Source organism: Virgibacillus halodenitrificans (assembly GCF_001878675.1).
Taxonomy (GTDB): domain Bacteria; phylum Bacillota; class Bacilli; order Bacillales; family Amphibacillaceae; genus Virgibacillus_Q; species Virgibacillus_Q halodenitrificans.
Window position 1 is genome coordinate 2,808,371 of sequence record NZ_CP017962.1, and the last position, 18,529, is coordinate 2,826,899.

Annotated in this window: 13 protein-coding genes; 9 read left to right on the forward strand and 4 right to left on the reverse strand. The window is 37.1% G+C overall.

Translation table 11 applies throughout. The features are described from left to right. Positions 1–124 precede the first annotated feature (124 nt). The 3 genes from BME96_RS14440 to BME96_RS14450 form a co-directional block, all read right to left on the reverse strand. Positions 125–3,217 (reverse strand): AAA family ATPase, encoded by a 3,093-nt coding sequence (locus tag BME96_RS14440; protein ID WP_071649387.1) that lies wholly within the window; start codon positions 3,215–3,217, stop codon positions 125–127. A 22-nt stretch (positions 3,218–3,239) separates the two neighbouring features. Continuing rightward, the gene (locus BME96_RS14445; protein ID WP_071649388.1) at positions 3,240–4,424 is read right to left on the reverse strand and encodes an exonuclease SbcCD subunit D; all 1,185 of its coding nucleotides are present in this window, start codon (positions 4,422–4,424) and stop codon (positions 3,240–3,242) included. Between the two features lie 348 nt (positions 4,425–4,772). Next, positions 4,773–5,450 (reverse strand): HAD family hydrolase, encoded by a 678-nt coding sequence (locus BME96_RS14450; RefSeq protein WP_071649389.1) that lies wholly within the window; start codon positions 5,448–5,450, stop codon positions 4,773–4,775. 183 nt (positions 5,451–5,633) lie between these two features. Between BME96_RS14450 and BME96_RS14455 the strand changes: the two genes are divergently transcribed. The 9 genes from BME96_RS14455 (at position 5,634) to BME96_RS14495 (ending at position 17,348) form a co-directional block, all read left to right on the forward strand. Further along, positions 5,634–7,424 (forward strand): cation:proton antiporter, encoded by a 1,791-nt coding sequence (locus BME96_RS14455; protein WP_071650021.1) that lies wholly within the window; start codon positions 5,634–5,636, stop codon positions 7,422–7,424. Between the two features lie 1,197 nt (positions 7,425–8,621). Beyond that, positions 8,622–9,770: an AI-2E family transporter gene (locus BME96_RS14460; protein WP_060681377.1), complete on the forward strand. Its 1,149-nt coding sequence runs from the start codon at positions 8,622–8,624 to the stop codon at positions 9,768–9,770. A 197-nt stretch (positions 9,771–9,967) separates the two neighbouring features. Beyond that, positions 9,968–10,399, forward strand: coding sequence for a MarR family winged helix-turn-helix transcriptional regulator (locus tag BME96_RS14465; protein ID WP_060681375.1), 432 nt, complete (start codon positions 9,968–9,970; stop codon positions 10,397–10,399). Next, entirely contained in the window at positions 10,396–11,601 is a 1,206-nt protein-coding gene (locus tag BME96_RS14470; RefSeq protein ID WP_060681373.1) for an MFS transporter, read from the forward strand. Before BME96_RS14465 ends, BME96_RS14470 begins: the two co-directional genes overlap by 4 nt. A 239-nt stretch (positions 11,602–11,840) precedes the next feature. Further along, on the forward strand, positions 11,841–12,641 hold the full coding sequence (gene pdxK / locus BME96_RS14475) for a pyridoxine/pyridoxal/pyridoxamine kinase (RefSeq protein ID WP_019376882.1): 801 nt from the start codon (positions 11,841–11,843) through the stop codon (positions 12,639–12,641). Between the two features lie 170 nt (positions 12,642–12,811). Beyond that, positions 12,812–13,453, forward strand: coding sequence for an ABC transporter ATP-binding protein (locus BME96_RS14480; RefSeq protein WP_019376881.1), 642 nt, complete (start codon positions 12,812–12,814; stop codon positions 13,451–13,453). Then, positions 13,450–14,280 carry an ABC transporter permease gene (locus BME96_RS14485; RefSeq protein ID WP_071649390.1) on the forward strand — a complete coding sequence of 277 codons (831 nt, stop codon included), beginning with the start codon at positions 13,450–13,452 and terminating at the stop codon, positions 14,278–14,280. Before BME96_RS14480 ends, BME96_RS14485 begins: the two co-directional genes overlap by 4 nt. A gap of 248 nt (positions 14,281–14,528) precedes the next feature. Then, a complete protein-coding gene (locus BME96_RS14490; RefSeq protein ID WP_071649391.1) occupies positions 14,529–15,806 on the forward strand; it encodes an MFS transporter in 1,278 nt (425 codons plus the stop codon). 276 nt (positions 15,807–16,082) lie between these two features. Beyond that, on the forward strand, positions 16,083–17,348 hold the full coding sequence (locus BME96_RS14495; RefSeq protein WP_071650022.1) for an MFS transporter: 1,266 nt from the start codon (positions 16,083–16,085) through the stop codon (positions 17,346–17,348). A gap of 41 nt (positions 17,349–17,389) precedes the next feature. On the opposite strand, the gene BME96_RS14500 is transcribed toward BME96_RS14495, so the two are convergent. Beyond that, complete coding sequence (locus BME96_RS14500) at positions 17,390–18,427, reverse strand: lactonase family protein (RefSeq protein WP_071649392.1); 1,038 nt, start codon at positions 18,425–18,427, stop codon at positions 17,390–17,392. Positions 18,428–18,529: the final 102 nt, after the last annotated feature.

Genomic DNA, 18,529 nt, shown 5'->3' on the forward strand with positions numbered 1-18,529 from the left:
CATTCAACTCTTGTTTACTCTTATTTTTCTTCTTTTTATTTTTATCACTCATCATCACAACCTCCTTTAATCATAGGTTGCTTCATTTCTGTAAAAAAATGAATGTGAGTTATGAAATGCAGGATTATTTTAAAACAAAAGCCGTTTCACTTGAGCCTTCCTTTGTTTTTTTCACTTCTAATATTGCAGGGAAAATAGCTTTAAGTTCTTGGACATGAGAAATAACTCCGATCATTCTACCTGATTGTTGTAAATCAACTAACGTATCTATTGCCTTATTAAGTGATTCCTCATCCAATGTGCCAAATCCTTCATCAATAAACATCGTGTCAATCTGAATATTTCCTTGAAAACTCTGAATTACATCTGACATTCCCAACGCAAGACATAGGGAAGCATTGAACTTTTCTCCCCCGGATAAAGTCTTTACATCTCTTGTTTGGCCGGTGTAGGCATCATGCACATCAAGAGCTAATCCGCTTTGCCTTCCGTGCGATTCCTGCCGATCACTTCGAATAAGTTGAAATTGTCCATTGGATAATCTCCGCAAACGATGATTCGCAACATCTATAATTTGTTCAAGGTACTCAATTTGCAAGTATCGCTCAAACGATATCTTACGATCATTTTGTCCACGCACAATATTAAACAAGTCAGAAACTGTGCGCAGTTGTTGATCTATTTTGCGAACCTGCTCATTTGCTTTTAATATATTATCTTTAAGCTGTTGAGCTTCCTTAAACCATTCTCTTGATTGTTGTACTGCTTTAAGTGCTGTTTCATAAGCATTCTTAAGTTCCTGAAGTTGAGTTTCCAGCAAAGAAAGATCCAATTGTTTTTTGTCATTTAATGCCGTTTTTAATTCATCTACCCGAAATTGTAGGGTTACTCGTTTCTGATTGTATTCTTCGATCTCTTGCTTTGCTTCTTCACGAGCAATATCCGACATCTTCGCCTCTTCATACGCTTTTGTGTTCATAAAACCTGCTTGGTCAAGCGCATTGTTCCATTCACGTTCAGCGTCTAGCTGTTTTCTTTTTGTCTCTTCAAGTTGATTTGTAGCATGAATTAAATCCGTGTTTACCTTTGTCTGCTCTTCTTTTGACTTCTGAAGCTCTCGCTGAACCTTTTCCCACTCTTCTTCCATTTCCTCTTTCTTTTTAGTGGTCTCGGTAATAGCTTGTTTTAGTTCAAAAAGCTGCCGAATTTGTTCAGGAATTTTACCAATGCGCTCCTGATAAACTGCATAAGTAGTATTATACTTCTCATTTAATTCTTGGTATTGTTTCTCCAGTTTTTCTTCCTGTACAGTTACCTGTTCAATATGCTGCTCCGTTTCTTCCAACTCTTTTTTGAGTTGTGTAACTTTTTCTGTCGCAGCTTCCAAATTTGTAATATCTTTTTTGAGTTGTCGGCCTTCCTGCAAAATAGTAGCCTTTGCTTCTTCAGCCTCATTTACTGGGATGTTAATCTCAGATAATTCTACAGCTCTCTTTTCATACTGTGCTTTCACCGCTTTCCAATCTGCAACACTATTGCGGTAAATATCATCTGTTTTTTCTAGTTCCTTGCGAGCCTTCTCTAATTCCTCTTTCGTTACACTAGCTTCCTCACCAACTGCTTTGTTTGGATGGTGCTCACTTCCGCAAACGGGACAGGCTCCACCTTCATGGAGATGGCTTGCAAGTATGCTTGCTTGACCGTTCAACCACGTATTTTCTATGTTCTCATATTTTTCCTTTATTAACTTATAATTAGCTTGCTTTTGTTGAACTTCCTTTTCCAATTTAACCTGTTTATTTTTCGTATCAATAAACTCTTCAACTAATTTATATTGATTCAACATTTCATTGCGTTGATTGTTCTTTTTTACTAACTCGTTTGGGGATTGATCTAACACCTTTATCTCATTTTTGTAAGAATCACGTCTATTTTTGTAATTCTTAAGTGTAGCAGTCAATTCTTTAAGTCTTTGTTCTATCTGTTTTCCATCTTGTTTTTGTTGCTGTAATAATTGCTTTGTTTTATCTATTTCTTCTACAATTGGCAAAAACTCATATAACTGATCAAGTTTTTTACGAAGCGCCTCCCGTTCCTCTTGCTTCTTTTCTTCCTTTTGAAAAGAAGCAAGAGATTCATCTACTGTTTTAGCAGCAACTTGTTTTTCTTTTTGAACTTGTAGCAGTGTTTGTTCTTTCTGTTGATAATCTTTCTTTAAATCAACACGCTGCTTCTCATATGGGTAAATTTGTGTAGCCCGTTCAGCTTGTTGAAGTTTATTTTCTTTTTCTTTATATTGAGGAGCTTTTTCCTGCAATTCTTTCAGCTGTGCTTCTTTATCTGAAATCTCTTCCCACTGCTTATTAATTGCCTCCGCGCGGGAAAATTCTACTTGTTTTTGTGCATGTAGCTTGTACGCTTGTTCATATGTTTCCTCATCTTGTTTAATCCGTTCCTCATAAAACTCAATTTCTTTCTCTAAACCTGATACAACTTGATTCTCATTAAAATGCTCTTCACTCAACACCTGATACAGTTGTGCATCTTCTCGAAAAGGGAGCGTAGCACTAATATGCTGAATATATGTATCCCTGGTTTGCACTGCTTTATTATATGCTTCCTCCACCTTGCTTTTTCGTATACGTAAACGTTCATTGATATGTTGATATGTTTGTGTTTTAAAAAGTCTTCTTAAAATCTCTTCCTTATTTTCAGTTTGCGACGTCAATAGCTTTCGAAACTCCCCTTGCGGAAGCATAACTATTTGCTTGAACTGATCCTGAGTGAGCCCAATTAACATCTCTATCTTCTTATCTATTTCTGAGACAATTTGTCTGTCTACACACGGGATCTCTCGTCCTTCCACTTGTTCATAAAATTCAAATCGATCTCCTGTCTTGGATTTATTTCCTCTTTTAATATGACCAAGCTGACGGAGCACTCGATAATGATGACCCTTTAATTCAAATAGTAGTTCAACCGCAGTGTGTGTATCATCCTCTGCAAAATCACTACGCAACATCAATGTATTTTCCCGGTCTTGTCCACTTGCACTTCCATATAAAGCAAAACAAATTGCATCAAAAATTGTTGTCTTTCCTGCTCCAGTATTCCCGGAAATAACAAAAAGACGGTTATCTTCTAATTCGTTAAAATCAACAATCTCCGTTCTCTTATATGGACCAAATGCCGTCATCTTTAGTTTTAATGGTCTCATAACAAATCCCCCCAAACAGAATTTACTTGGTAATATATTCTTTTATTTCAGCTGTTGTTTCATTTTCTTCTTTTAACAGCTCATCAAGAACTTCTTTAAAAATTGCTTCTGTCTCTTCCCCAACTTCTGTCCCTTTTACTTCTTTGTAAAATGCTCTGAATAGCTCCAAGTCACTCATTTGCGTCCGTTCTGTATTTTCATTCAGTTCTTCAGCCGGGGAAAGCAAATAGTTTTTACGTTCAACATGCATCGCATTTGGATACACCGAACGGATTTTTTCCATTGGTGAAAGCACAGGAGTCTCATCCATGAGCCGAACAAACACATAATCATCACTGACTGGCAGCAAAAGCAGCTCTTCTAACGTTCCTTCTATCGTGCGCATATCCCTTCTAGGTGAAAGCAGGCGTTTTTCTACTTCAACCTCACCATTTCCATTCATCTCCACAATATGAAAGCCTTTTTTATGATTTTCCTCAGAAATAGAATATTTTAGAGGTGACCCAGCATATCGAATTGTTTCATTTGATACGAAATGCGCCTGGTGCAAATGGCCAAGTGCAGTGTAATGAAAATCTGTAAAATGCTTGGCGTCAACATACTCAGAGCCACCAATAGACAATGGCCGTTCTGAATCACTTGTGTTTTCTTCTTCTTCTCCATATGGAGTAATAAATGCATGACCTACAAAAACATGACGTGCTTCCATATTCATTGTAGAGGTAACTTGCTGTGTAATTTTCTCCATTGCATCATTATGGGTGCGTATGTTGTCATCTTGAAACGCATTCCTCACTACACTGGGATCACAATATGGAATTAAATGAAAATGCACTTCGCCATGCTCGTCGTGTAATACAACGGGCTTAGGTTCGCTTGTGAAATTCCCAACAATATGACAGCCGTTGTCTCGCATAATCTTACTGCCAAAATTTAATCGACTGGGACTATCATGGTTTCCAGCAATCGCTAAAATCGGTGTCTTTAACTTTAAAACAATTGTATCTAGCACTTCATCCAAGAGATGTACTGCCTCTGTTGGAGGGACAGCTCTATCATATAGATCTCCTGCAATAATGACTGCATCCGGCTTTTCTTCTTCCATCGCCTTAATAAATTGTTGCAAAATATAGTCTTGATCCTCTGTCATATAAATACCTTGAACTAGCTTACCCAAATGCCAATCTGCAGTGTGAAAAAATTTCATATACATCCCCCTCTTATTTTATTGACTACTTATATTTGCTTATTAAAAGATTCATAGTTTTTTTATTGTAACATGCAAGGTTCTTATTTAAGTTGTGGTTGTACTAGGAGATTAATGGGAAGTGTAGCCTCTTGTTAGATGTTGTAGAAAAAGTGGATATTCAGCCGATCTAGGGCAGACCGGCTCAGACTGTTAATTATATTTCTAGCATAAACAATTCCATTCTGGAAGTAAACTTGACAATTATTCAAATGGTTGACAACATGGTTAAGGAAATTGTTCTTTTCGCTTAAGAGAAATTTAAAATTATATCATTTAAATAGGTTAAAATCTACATTTCCGCTATTTTTAAAATAATGGCCAAGCATTATTAACAGCTACTTGCTTCATTGCTGGGGTTGGATTTACAACTACAGGGTAGTCAGCGAGCTGAAATAACGGGATGTCTGTCTCGCTATCTGCATATGCCCATATTTCATTAAGCTCTTCATTAGATATATGGCCTTCTTTCTTTGCACGCATAATCCATTTTTTTACTTCTGTTACTTTTCCCTCTCCATTTACTATGTTTCCTAGTTCACCTGTACAAACACCATTTGGATAATAGGTCAGCGTTGTGCTTATAATATGAATATCCTTAAGATCAACTTCCTTTACGAATGCCTCCAAAAATGGCTGTAGAGCGCCAGACAATAAGATAATGGTATCTCCATTACTTTGATGCTCCTTGATTCGGTCAATAAGTTCTGTATGTACTTCCGTTTTACCCAAATCTACCAGCTTTTCAAAAAAGGTATCCATTTCCTGCTTTGTCTTTCCTCTGAATCCCTTTGCAAATGCTTTAAAAAATTCTTTTTTAAAAGCGTTTTTTCCATTTATTATGCCCGATATACCAGCTTTACCCAATCCAACTGTTACAGGAACCCAATCCTTCCTTGTGTATTCCTTTTTTGCAATTTGAAACATAATTTTAAATGAATCTCCCTTATAAAGGGTTCCATCGAAATCTACAGTTACAATAGCCATGATACACCTCTTCTCTATTTGTTTTACCTGTATCTTCAGTTTAACACATTTACATTAAAGTCTACCTTTCTCCACTTATAGCTAGCAGTTCATTATATTAATAAACAACTGCCTCTTTTGCTTCGACAGGAAATGGAAATATTGATAAACTGTTTTATATTACGTATGAACGAAGGTGATCTCATGGAAGAGATAGTTTTAGTAAGTATGGTAGTAATCCTTGTTCTGGGGATATTCTCTCAATGGCTTGCGTGGAGAATTCAATGGCCGTCAATTGTGATTATGTCGATTACCGGTCTGTTAATTGGCCCTATATTTGGATTGATGAACCCTCAAGAAGCACTTGGTGATTTGTATAGTCCCCTTATATCACTTGCTGTTGCTATTGTACTTTTTGAAGGCAGCTCCAGCTTGGATATTAGAGAGATAAAAGGAATATCTAAATCTGTTTTCCGTATCGTAACCCTGGGAGCTTTCCTTGCTTGGGTCGGAGGCGCACTAGCAGCACATATGATAGCTGGATTAAGTTTGGAAATATCCTTTATTATTGGTGGTTTGTTTGTAGTTACTGGCCCCACGGTAATTATACCTCTCCTACGTAATGCAAAATTAAAACCACGAACAGCTGCAGTATTGAAATGGGAAGGAATTATCGTAGATCCTTTTGGTCCATTACTCGCACTATTCGCTTATGAGGTAATAAAAGTACTTACTACACCTGAATTGCATCTCGATTATTTACTTAAATTTTTCTTTAGTGCCTTAGTAGCTATTGTTTTTGGTTATATTATAGGAATGCTTGTAAGTATATTAGTGAGTAAAGGGTATTTACCTGAGTACTTAAAATCCCCGATTATACTTGCTTTTGTACTTCTCTGTTTCACTCTGGCAGAGGTAGTCATGCACGAAACAGGCATGCTTGCCGTAACAGTGATGGGGTTAACTATGGCTCGTACAAAACGTTATGTTTCAGCAATTGGGAATGTCAGTCATTTTGTTGAAAACATATCGGTTCTCTTAACCTCAACCATTTTCATTTTGCTAACAGCTTCTCTATCCAGAGAAACAATTGCAGAAGTGTTTACCTTACCAATCATAGGATTTGTTCTTGTCATGCTATTTATAGTAAGACCTGCATCGATATGGATTTCCACAATTGGTACAGAGCTCACAAAGCCGGAAAAAACCTTAATCGGATGGGTTGCGCCACGTGGTATTGTAGCATTAACAGTTTCCGGTTATTTTGCTGCAATATTAATAGAAGAGGGTCATGAAGGTGCGTCTATGCTTACGGCACTGACCTTTGCCCTTGTATTTATAACAGTTTGTGCGCACGGTTTTACACTAGGGCCTTTAGCAAAAGCATTAAAACTTGGCAATACGGAAGCTCCAGGGGTTCTAATTGTAGGAGCAAGCAGCTTCTCGATTGCCTTTGCAGAATATTTAAGAAAACTGGACATTCCTGTATTGATTAGTGATTCCTCTGGCGGAAGGCTGCGTGGAGCAGTTGAAAAGGGAATTCCAACATACCAAGGGCAAATTCTTGCAGAACATACACAATATGATGTTGACTTAACACCATATGAAACAATTCTCTCTATGACAGGTGACGTCTCATACAATGCACTTGTCAGTCAATCGTACGCACCTGAATTTGGGTACAATAATACGTTTTCTCTTCCAGCAGGGAATTTCAAACGAATTAATCAAGATAATGTATCCCATTCAGCAAAGGCCCATATATTATTTGCGGAAGAAGCTATTTTTACCGAGCTTAACCGCAAGATCAACACTGGTTATACAATACAGGAGATAGCCATTACCGAAAAAAATAAAATAACAAAGGATCATATCCCTCAAGATGTAATCCCTTTGTTTATTATTAAAGGAAACAAGAATATCCAATTTATCACCTTAAAAAAGAAACTGGTTTTAGATGAAGGAGATCAGCTTGTAGTGTTAAAGAAAGGATAATAATGAGCCGTTGGGGGATACATAAAAATTTCCCCAAAGGCTTTTTAGCTCTTTTATAGATTCAAAAATATATTAAGGCCTTCTAATAATTCATAAAATAGATAAAATGCGAAATAACTTGTTGTGGATGGAGTAATTAATTTTACAGAGTAAGCACCCATTGATTTGCGTTTCAGGCGGACGCTTTCACACCTCCGGGTACAAGCGCGACATCTGTTCGTAACCTCACAGTGTCTTCTTTGCCGCCCGGCATGGCCTCAGCCGCTTCCTCCGCTACGCTTCGTGCAGGGTCTTCAGCTCATGCTATTCGAGGCCACTGAAAAAGTCCGGTAAATTCTTGAGAAGGCTAGTTCCAAAAAATTACATCACCACTTTTTAGTCTATGAGTGGAATAAACTGGTTCTGGCTCTCCATTTATGCATATTAACAAAACAAAATTTTGGGATAGCGTCTTTTGAAAAACTTCTATTTTAGTAGAAAATGACTTTTTCAGTGGCCTCATGCTATTCCGGCAGGAGTCGCCGCCTTCCACTCCAATCAATTTGTATGAGCTTTAAAGTCTCAAATGCGAAGTGGGCTTTTCACTTGCTTCTTGACGATGTAAAGCGACCTTTTTACACCTAATACTAAATTAATTTATTGCTAAAAAGTAACCCTTAGCGAAGGGGAAATATGGAGACTCCTCGAAAATGAAAATACACATTTTCTTCGTGCGATGCCTTGCTGACGAAGCTTTCCTTGTCCTGTGGGAGGAGAGGCCTCGATGAGACCCCGGAACGCGTAGCGTGAGGAGGCTCATCAGCCGCCCACGGAAAGCGGAATATTTCCCCGTAGCGGTGATTTACGCAGCCTCTATATTCCTATTTAGTTCGCACCTTACTCCTACTGTGTAGTAAATGTATTATTTTTTTATCCCACAACATTTGAGATAAAATCTAATATTTATGTTTAGCTCATATGTCTCCAGGAAATATAAAGGAGAGACCTAAGAGAAGGTTTGCAAATTATCAATTACTTATCTGGAGTTTTCGCTACCTATCTAATTATTACCTACCCCATATGTAACCATGATATAGTTATTATAAGAGTTGGAGCAACATAATTTTCAACCACGTTCAAACACTGTCCTAGCAGTGATAAACCTAGCGGGACCGTGATAACTCGATTTTATATTAAACAATAATAAAGGAGAGTCACATGAAATCATTTTTTAACACTCGCTTTATAAAATTTCTTGGTGGCAGAGACTTACTGTTTGGATTACTGATCCTTTTCTTGCTGGGTATAACAATTTATATTTATGATAAAGTTTCGTTTATTTTCCACCCATTACTTGTTATTATTTCAACTCTGGCAGCCCCAATTATTTTAGCATTAATTGCATACTATTTAGTGAAACCGATTATCCATTTACTAGAGAAATTACGCATAAATCGCTTGGGAGCCATTATTATTATTCTGCTTGGAGTGAGTGGACTACTAACAGGTATCATTCTCTTAACTGCACCTGCTATACAATCACAAATTAAGGAATTAGCCGTGGAGCTACCCAAGTATTTAAAGGAAATGGGCAATGGAATAAAGTCTTGGATTTCACACTCCTTTCTCGCTCCATACTACGATGATGCGTACCAGTGGGTAACAACAAACCTCAGTGAGTTGCCAAGCAAGATCAGTAACTACTTTGGTGGTGCAATGGAAGGAATTCGTAATGTAGCAAGCACAATAACACAGGTAGTAATTGCGATTATCACTTTTCCTTTTGTTCTATTTTTCTTATTAAAAGATGGAGAACGCTTTAAGCAACATACTTTGAAGTTGCTGCCTCCTCAATTTAGAAACGATGCAAATCAAATTTTAATAAATATGGACAGACAAGTGGGAACATATATTCAAGGTCAAATCATAGTGGCATCCTGTATTGGTGTTTTATTGTTTATAGGTTACTTGATCATCGGGCTTCCTTACGCGATTACACTGGCAATTATCGCAGCTGTTACGAGTGTCGTCCCATATTTAGGGCCTATGATTGCAATATCTCCGGCAATTATCATCGCGATCGTCGATTCCCCTTTTATGCTTGTCAAAATGATCATTGTTTGGGCAGCTGTTCAATTTTTCGAAGGGCATTTTATAACACCAAACGTAATGGGTAGAAACATGCACATTCATCCACTTACCATCATTTTGATCCTTTTGGTAGCTGGAAATTTATTTGGATTAATCGGAGTAATACTTGGTATTCCGGGCTATGCAATACTTAAAGTTTTTGTTGTCCACATGTTCCAGAAGCTTAAAGGAAGACATAATGAATACTATGGAGATAAATATGGATTATATAAATAACGCCTAATAGGTGCTGTGTAAGTGTAAAAGTCGATTTCATTCGAATTTTGTATGTTCGAATGGAATCGACTTTTTTAATTTTTATAAACACTACTTTGTTATCAACCTTTGTAATAAAACTATAGAAATAAATAAGCTAGTATGATAGGATAGTTAAATCACTTATTTACCTAGGTAAGTAATTAAGGAGTGTAAATATGAGCAGCTTAGATAATTGGGAAATTATCCACTTATTTAACCAGCGGTATCGCCATTTAAATAAGGAAATGAATTACCGTCTACAGGAACATAACCTTTATTCATCTCAATGGTCTGTTATTTTCTGTCTTAACCGTTTTGGGCCAATGACTCAAACTGAAATCTGGAAATACCTTCATACAGAAGCTCCCACAATTACACGGACCGTTTCACGTATGGAGAAAAATGGCTGGCTAATTCGAAAACCTGGTAAAGATAAAAGAGAACGCGTCATTGAATTAACAGAAAAAGCTAGAACCGAATATTCGGCTTTACGCCAAACAATGGATCAATTTGATCACGATATGCTTGCTTTATTATCAGAGCAGGAAAAGAAACAACTTTACTTTTTATTAAAAAAAATGACAAACACAGGAGCATCGAAAGAATGAACAACCAACCTAAGATTTGGACAAAAAGCTTTATAAGTATTTCACTAACACAATTTTTAGTATTTATTGCGTTTTATTTACTACTTACTACCCTACCAATTTATGTTATTAATAATTTAGATGGTTCAGAGGCTGAGGGTGGTCTGATTGTTACCGTTATGTTGATCGCCGCAATTATTGTGCGGCCATTCTCAGCAAATCTACTAGACAAAGTCGGTAAGAAAAAAGGATTGGTGGGAAGTGTTTCTATTTTTACCGCTACTACTTTTCTATACATCTGGGTAGACAGCCTTACACCGTTACTATATATCCGATTCTTTCACGGATTATCTTTTGGGGTAATAACCACCGCGACAGGAGCTATTGCAGCTGATATAATTCCTGCTTCCCGTAAAGGCGCAGGACTTGGATATTTTGCTATGGCAATGAACCTTGCAGTAGTAGTAGGTCCTTTTATCGGTCTATCTTTACTTCAGTTTGTGTCCTTCAAAACTGTTTTTATCATTTTAAGTATCATTATGGTAACAGGTGTGTTTTGTTCCATGCTTGTTCAAGTATCTCCAGGCACTGAAAATATGGATACTAAACCTGCTAAAAATTTTTCCATCCATCAACTAATTGAAGTAAAGGCGATACCAATTGCATTAATTAGCAGCATTGTATCACTATCTTATGCAAGTATTATTTCGTTTATCTCTGTATACGCTGATTCCCTCGGACTTGCTTCTGCCGCAAGTTTCTTCTTTCTTGTCTTTGCAGTAGTTATGATTCTTTCAAGACCTTCTTTTGGTAGGGCATTTGATACAAAGGGCCCGCGGGTTGTTATTATCCCCTGTCTTCTTATATTCGCAGTTGGGCTTATCGTGCTTAGTTTCACGCAAACAGCCTTATTGCTATTAGTTGCCGCTGGGTTAATCGGGTTGGGCTACGGTACATTGTTGCCAAGTTTTCAAACCATGTCCATTCAGACCGCCTCAGTAGCCCGAAGTGGTCATGCAACAGCTACTTTTTTTATGCTATATGACGCCGGTATTGCTTTAGGTTCTTTTATATGGGGAGCCGTAGTTGCAGGATTTGGCTTTAAAAACCTTTATTTGATATGTGCGGTTCTAGTCATTTTAACAGCTATTTTATTTAATTTTTATTATACAAAAGCTAATAAAAAACAAAATGTAGCTCGCAAGGCTGCAGGAGAAAATTAATTAACATAGCTAAGGTACGTTATGAACATCAGCCTTCGTTAATGCACAGTACCTCCGTATTTATTGTTAATTAAATGTTAAAGCCAGTATAAGGACTTAAAGGGATGTGTTCACTATCCTTGAAATGAATATAAAAGTAAACTAAAAATTTCAGTCTGTATTTCTTTTTTTCTCATTATTTTTATTATATCCTATTAACATAGTACGAATTATACTTACTTGTTAAGGGAGGCTTTCACATGACAATGAAAAAAACACTAACACTTGCTGGATCTGATTCTAGTGGTGGAGCAGGAATACAAGCAGACTTGAAAACATTCCAGGAACACGGGGTCTACGGCATGAACGCTTTGACTTCTATTGTAACAATGGACCCGGATAACAATTGGAGCCATGGAGTATATCCAATTGATGTAGAAATCGTGGAAAAGCAACTAAATACGATCTTATCCGTTGGCATAGATGCAATGAAAACGGGGATGCTTGGATCTGTAGAGATTATCGAGCTAGGCGCCAGGAAAATAGATGAACATAAATTGGAAAATGTGGTAATTGACCCCGTTATGGTTTGTAAAGGGGAAGATGAGGTATTACAGCCGGAGAACACAGATGCAATGCGGGAGCTACTTCTCCCTCGTGCTGATATTATTACTCCGAACTTATTTGAAGCTGGTCAATTAGCTCGTACAGGTCCAATTAAAACAATGGACGGAATGAAAGATGCTGCAGTGAAAATTTATGAACTAGGCGCGAAAAATGTTGTCATAAAAGGTGGAAAAGCTTTGGAACATGATAAAGCTATTGACCTTTTTTATGACGGGAAAGATTTCAGTTGGTTAGAAAATGAGAAAATTGACACCCTTTACAACCATGGAGCTGGCTGTACGTTTGCAGCAGCTATTACATCTAATCTTGCACTTGGAAAGTCTGTAAAAGAATCTGTTGAGACAGCAAAAGATTTTGTGTATGAAGCTATTAAACATGGTTGGAAGCTTAATGAATATGTGGGTCCTGTTAAGCACGGTGCTTATAATCAATAAAAAAAGCGTAGAATAAAAGACTTGGCATGAATTCGTGCCAAGCTTTTTTTATTGTATTCATTCCATTCATCTCATAACAGTTTGTTAAATACAAGATTAAAATCCTACCCTTGGGGTATAGAATAAGATGTATTCTGTTTTTGTGTGAAAATTGAAAGGAGATAAGCAACTTGTTTGAAATAGTAGACGTAGAAGTAGCCTCCATTTTCGGAATGAACCATGTAAAAATCGAAGAACAAGTGACAGGTATTGTCGGTCAGAGTGGTAGTGGAAAATCTACCTTTCTCAGGTTACTGAATAACCTTGATACACCATCAAAAGGTAACATTTATTATAACGATAGATCATTGGTTGATATAGATCCGATAAAGCTTCGCCAAAAAGTCGTAATGGTACCTCAAACACCGGTTATTTTTGATGGAACCATATATGATAATTTGGTAATTGGCCATGAATTCTGTGGCCAAAGAAGTCCTCAAGAGAAAGAATTGCAGGAAATGCTACAAATGCTGCAGTTAGACAAAGATCTATATATAAATGCAAGCGAACTGTCTGGAGGAGAGAAACAACGCTTAGCCCTTGGAAGGGTATTGTTAATGGATACTGCTGAAGTATATTTACTTGATGAACCCTCCTCTGCTCTAGACGATAAAACAGCTGAGCATGTATTAGGAAAGGTAATCGACTTTTCAAAGAATCATGATAAGCAGCTTATTATGGTAACCCATGATCAAGATTTAGCAAAGAAGTATGCAGATAAGTTAATTAAAATGGACATGTACAGTTACAATGTGGAAGGAGAAAAAGTATGAATAATAGTGAGGCAATGGACTTAGTTTTTTGGCAGGTTGTTTCCGCCTATTTATTTATCCTCGTCGTCTTGGCAATTGTACATATAAAGAAAATTCCACGTAAAAAATTAATTATTATCTCAACTCTAAGGATGACATTGCAATTAATTCTTGTAGGCTATATCCTCATCTATATCTTTGATCATCCCCACCCATTACTTACAGTAGGAATTATTTTATTCATGTTAGGCTTTGCTATTTTTAATGTTTATCAGCGTACAAAAGCAACCATTCAGCTTCCCTTAAAAAAAATGATAGCATTGGCTATGGTGATTGGTATTAGTATTAGTTTAACCTACATGATGCTAATAGTTCTTCAATTAGACCCTTGGTATGATCCGCGAATTTTTATACCTATTGGTGGCATGATTATAGGAAAGACAATGACTGGTGTAGCTCTTGGTGTTAATAATTTAATTCATGGAATGCGAGATCAAAAGGATAAAGTGGAAGGTGCTTTGATGCTTGGTGCTTCACCAAAACAAGCTGCTAAATCTATTATTAACGAGGCATTTGATTCTGCTATGCTACCGACGATTAACGCAATGGTCGGTATGGGAATTGTCTTTCTTCCAGGCATGATGACAGGGCAAATTATTGCAGGTCAACAACCCGTTACCGCAGTGAAATACCAAATTGCTGTTATGCTTGGTGTGGCAGGTACTGTATCTATTACGGTATTAATTTTCCTTCATCTAGCCTATAAATCTTTTTTTAATGAACAAAAACAGTTTTTGCTATCTAAACGAAACCCTTCTAAAGGAGATAAGCCGGTAGAGTTTCATTAAGGAAATTTTTTTAAACTTAATATGCACGCTACTATATAACAAAATATAGCTAAATTCACATTTCTCGATTGACAAATTTCTACATCTATTCCCAAATTCTAATTGACAGGCTGTCATTATTTATGTATGATCTAGAAGTTCTTGACGTAACGAATTAATTCTGCTACATCAATCCATTAAACAATAATGAATAGCATATAGCTGAGTGAATTCAGAAAAATAATTAGAAGAACTTCGGGGGTAGAAAGATGGGGAAAAAGAAAGGTTTGTTTCATTATTCTTGGTGGGTATTAATTGGGCTCTGCATTGTTGTTGGATTAGGCAAAGGTGCACTTAACGGTTCAGCCGGATTGTATTTGAGCCCTGTTGCCAAAGATCTGGATATAGGGATGGGAAATCTGACTCTTTACTTAAGCGTGGCCGCTGTTATTACAATGGTATTTCTACCTATTGGTGGAAAATTAATGGCAAAGTATGATACAAGAGCTGTTTTAGTCACAGCGATTATTCTTCAAGCAGGCGCTTTTGTAGCATTTGGTTTCATGAGCTCCATATGGGGCTGGTATATATTTGCAATCCCATTAGCAATTGGTGGCGTTTTTACAACTGTAATTGTGGGTCCAGTGCTCATCAATCAATGGTTTAAGAAAAAAAATGGCCTGGCGCTAGGAATTTTAGGTGCATCCGGGGGCGCTCTTGGGGCTCTTGCTCAACCAGCCATAGGAAATATGATAGCAGACCAAGGGTGGCGATTTGCTTATATCGCTTTAGGCGGAGCCGTAATAATAATTTCCATACCAGTTATTATCCTGTTATTCAGAAAATCACCACAAGCTATTGGTATTTCTCCATATGGTGCTAAAGAAGTCTTAGCAAATGAAAATAAAGAGGATTCACCTATAGAAGAATTAACAGAAACAGGAGTTTCTATGGTCGACGCAAAAAAATCATCTGCTTTTTATGCACTTGCAATTTTCTTCTTTCTTGTGACATCCATTGCAAGTTTTACTGTTCATATCCCAACATATATTATTAATCAGGGATATAGTGTGACTTTTGCAGGTAATGTTATGGGTGGTTATATGCTTGGAGTACTGTTTGGTGCTCTAGCGATTGGTTTTTTCGTTGATAAAATCGGTTCAAAGAAAACAGCTATTTCTGCAATGCTTTTGGGTATGGTAGCTGTCGCTATCTTAACCTTTATTACTGGTAATGCTGTATTAGTAACAATCGCTGTGGTTCTATTTGGCTTTGTTGCTTCTAATGCCATAAGTACCATGGCTCCAGCACTTACTACAAGTTTATTTGGAAGTAAGAATTATAGTGAGATTTATTCTACTGCGTCTTTAGGATTAGCCGTTGCATCCATTATTGCTCTACCATTATATGGCTATATCTTTGACTTTTTAGGAAGCTATACCCCTGTTTTAATAGGAATTATTGCTATGATGGGAATCAATATATTACTAATTCTATTTGCATTTAAAGGTACGGAAAAATTAAAGAAAGCTGGTTTATGGAACTAACTGCACTTTTGGCACAAAGTAAATCTTTGTGCTTTTTTAATTTTAATTGACATATTTCGACAATTTTTCTTAAAATATCTTGACATTGTGCCTACTTTTTAATATCATCGAGAAGCAAAATAGTTTAATGTTAAAATATAATTCGTTAAACTATACAGTCCTAAACAATAATAAATAATTTTCTTACACAGTTTATTTTCATAGATAAGAATAATAAATTTGGTTCGGGGCATTGTGGAGAAGAAGATTTTCATTTTAGAGAAAGCAGGGGTTTATATGAGTAAGTCAAAAAGTAAATTTCATTATGCATGGCTAATACTAATTGGTCTTTGTGTTATGGTTGGTTTAGGTAAAGGTGCACTAAACAACTCAGCCGGATTGTATCTGCCTCCGGTAGCTAAAGATTTGGATATAGGAATGGGAAGCTTAACATTATATCTAAGTATTTCCTCTATCGTCACACTAATCTTCCTGCCTATTGGTGGTAAAATGATGGCGAAATATAATACTCGTATGCTACTGACTATCGCTATTATACTTCAAGCTGGTGCTTTTGCAGCCTTTGGTTTAATGCGATCAGTATGGGGCTGGTACATTTTATCAATTCCTTTAGCAGTAGGTGGAGTATTTATTACTGTTATTGCAGGTCCAGTATTAATCAATCAGTGGTTTAAAAAGAGTAATGGACTCGCGCTTGGTATCATGGGGGCTGCCGGCGGCGCAGTAGGTGCTATTGCCCAACCAGTTGTTGGTGGTTTGATTGCTAACCAAGGCTGGAGCAGTGCATATATATATGTTGGTCTTGCAGTTATTGTAGTGGTAGTGCCTATTATCTTATTAATCTTAAGAAACTCACCAAAGGAAAAAGGTTTACTTCCATATGGTGCAGCTTCTACCAGTGCTGAAGGCAACCCATCGAATGAAGAAATAGAAGATAAGGGAGTAACTATGGCTGTAGCAAAGAAATCATCTGCTTTTTATGCATTGGCAGTGTTCTTCTTCCTTATTACAGCAATTGCCAGCTTCTCTATTCATATTCCAACATACCTTACGAACCAAGGGTATAGCGTTACTTTTGCAGGTAATATCATGGGGATTTACATGATTGGTGTGTTAGTTGGTGCATTGGTATTAGGGTTCCTTAGTGACAAGCTAGGAGCAAAAAACACATCCCTTTTGGCTATGGTACTTGGAATCATTTCGGTGATCATGTTCTTATTCTTTGCAGAAAGCACATTAATCATCGGTATTGCCGCTGTTATCCTTGGATTTATGGCTTCTTCCATTGGTACCTTGGCTCCGACACTAACTACTGCATTATTCGGAAATAAGGAATACAGTCAGATTTATGCAACTGCTTCGTTAGGATTAGCAGTAGCCTCTATCGTAGCATTGCCTGTATATGGATATGTATATGATTTCACTGGAAGTTATACTACTGTGTTATATGCTATTATCGGTATGTTTATTGTAAATATAATAGCTATTATTATTGCCTTTAATGGTAAGAAAAAACTTGAAGATCAAGGTCTCTGGAAGTAAAAGAAAGACTGCATGTGGATTGCTCCATATGCAGTCTTTTTTTAATCTAGAAACTTTACACACACTACTTCAGGTACATCAATTTGCGAACTCGTCTTTTCTAATCTTCCTGTTTGTATATCTCTCTTAAATAGCACAATATTTCCTGAATGCTGATTGGACACCACAAGGTAATTTTCACAAGGACTCAAAACGAAATCACGTGGCCATTCCCCTCCAGATGCAACTATTTCAATAAGTGAAAGCTCTTTTGTTTTTGGATCTATTTGAAAAACTGCAACACTATTATGACCTCTATTCCCTGTATAAAGAAACTGACCATCTGTAGTAACATGAATGGCACTTGCATCATTTGTTTCTTTAAAGTCACCAGGTATCACTTTAATAGATTGCTTTACTGAAAATGTCCCTGTGTTTGAGTCATAGTCAAGTACAAGAACCTCTGAGCTAAGCTCTGTCAATAGAAAAGCATGCTTACCGTCTGGATGAAAGGTGAGATGGCGTGGGCCGCTTCCAGGGTTCACTTTCAACGTGGATACATGCTCTAGCCCTTCTTCACTCGTCTGGTAAGTTACCAATTCATCTGTGCCAAGGTCAGCAACAACAATATAGTTACCTTCTGGTGTATAACCAGTAAAATGGACGTGTGGCTTTTCTTGTCGATCATGCGGACCGCTTCCTTCATGTTTTCTGAACACCCCTTGCTCCAGCTCCCCTGCTTCATTAACTGCATGTAATCCTACTGTACCTTTATGGTAATTACCTGTTACAAGGGCATCTTTACCAAAATCCACATGACATGGTGGTGCTCCTTCCACAAGCTGTCCATTTATTTCATTTAAATTGCCTGTTTCCCTATTAATCACATAGCCGCGTACACCGCCCATCTCATTATCTTGTGCAACGGAATAAAGCCTATTTTTCTCTGGATTTATCGTTAAATAAGTTGGACTTCCCACGTTAGCTGCGAGTTCAACTTCACGTAATTCACCTATTTCTGTGTCCAGTAAAAATCGGTAAATACCTTCACTTGTCTTACGGGTGTATGTACCTGCATAACCAAAAACTGTTTTTCCCATTTATTTTGACATCCTTTCGTTAGTGATATTCTTGTGTTGAGTATAGCATTGATTTCTAATGACAGCATCTTGTATGTTTAGGACCAGGTATTCTTTTCAGAA

Coding starts and splice junctions, on each gene's coding strand:
- BME96_RS14440 (WP_071649387.1), bottom strand. CDS start 3,217: ATGAGACCATTAAAACTAAAGATGACGGCATTTGGTCCATATAAGAGA.
- BME96_RS14445 (WP_071649388.1), bottom strand. CDS start 4,424: ATGAAATTTTTTCACACTGCAGATTGGCATTTGGGTAAGCTAGTTCAA.
- BME96_RS14450 (WP_071649389.1), bottom strand. CDS start 5,450: ATGGCTATTGTAACTGTAGATTTCGATGGAACCCTTTATAAGGGAGAT.
- BME96_RS14455 (WP_071650021.1), top strand. CDS start 5,634: ATGGAAGAGATAGTTTTAGTAAGTATGGTAGTAATCCTTGTTCTGGGG.
- BME96_RS14460 (WP_060681377.1), top strand. CDS start 8,622: ATGAAATCATTTTTTAACACTCGCTTTATAAAATTTCTTGGTGGCAGA.
- BME96_RS14465 (WP_060681375.1), top strand. CDS start 9,968: ATGAGCAGCTTAGATAATTGGGAAATTATCCACTTATTTAACCAGCGG.
- BME96_RS14470 (WP_060681373.1), top strand. CDS start 10,396: ATGAACAACCAACCTAAGATTTGGACAAAAAGCTTTATAAGTATTTCA.
- pdxK (WP_019376882.1), top strand. CDS start 11,841: ATGACAATGAAAAAAACACTAACACTTGCTGGATCTGATTCTAGTGGT.
- BME96_RS14485 (WP_071649390.1), top strand. CDS start 13,450: ATGAATAATAGTGAGGCAATGGACTTAGTTTTTTGGCAGGTTGTTTCC.
- BME96_RS14490 (WP_071649391.1), top strand. CDS start 14,529: ATGGGGAAAAAGAAAGGTTTGTTTCATTATTCTTGGTGGGTATTAATT.
- BME96_RS14495 (WP_071650022.1), top strand. CDS start 16,083: ATGAGTAAGTCAAAAAGTAAATTTCATTATGCATGGCTAATACTAATT.
- BME96_RS14500 (WP_071649392.1), bottom strand. CDS start 18,427: ATGGGAAAAACAGTTTTTGGTTATGCAGGTACATACACCCGTAAGACA.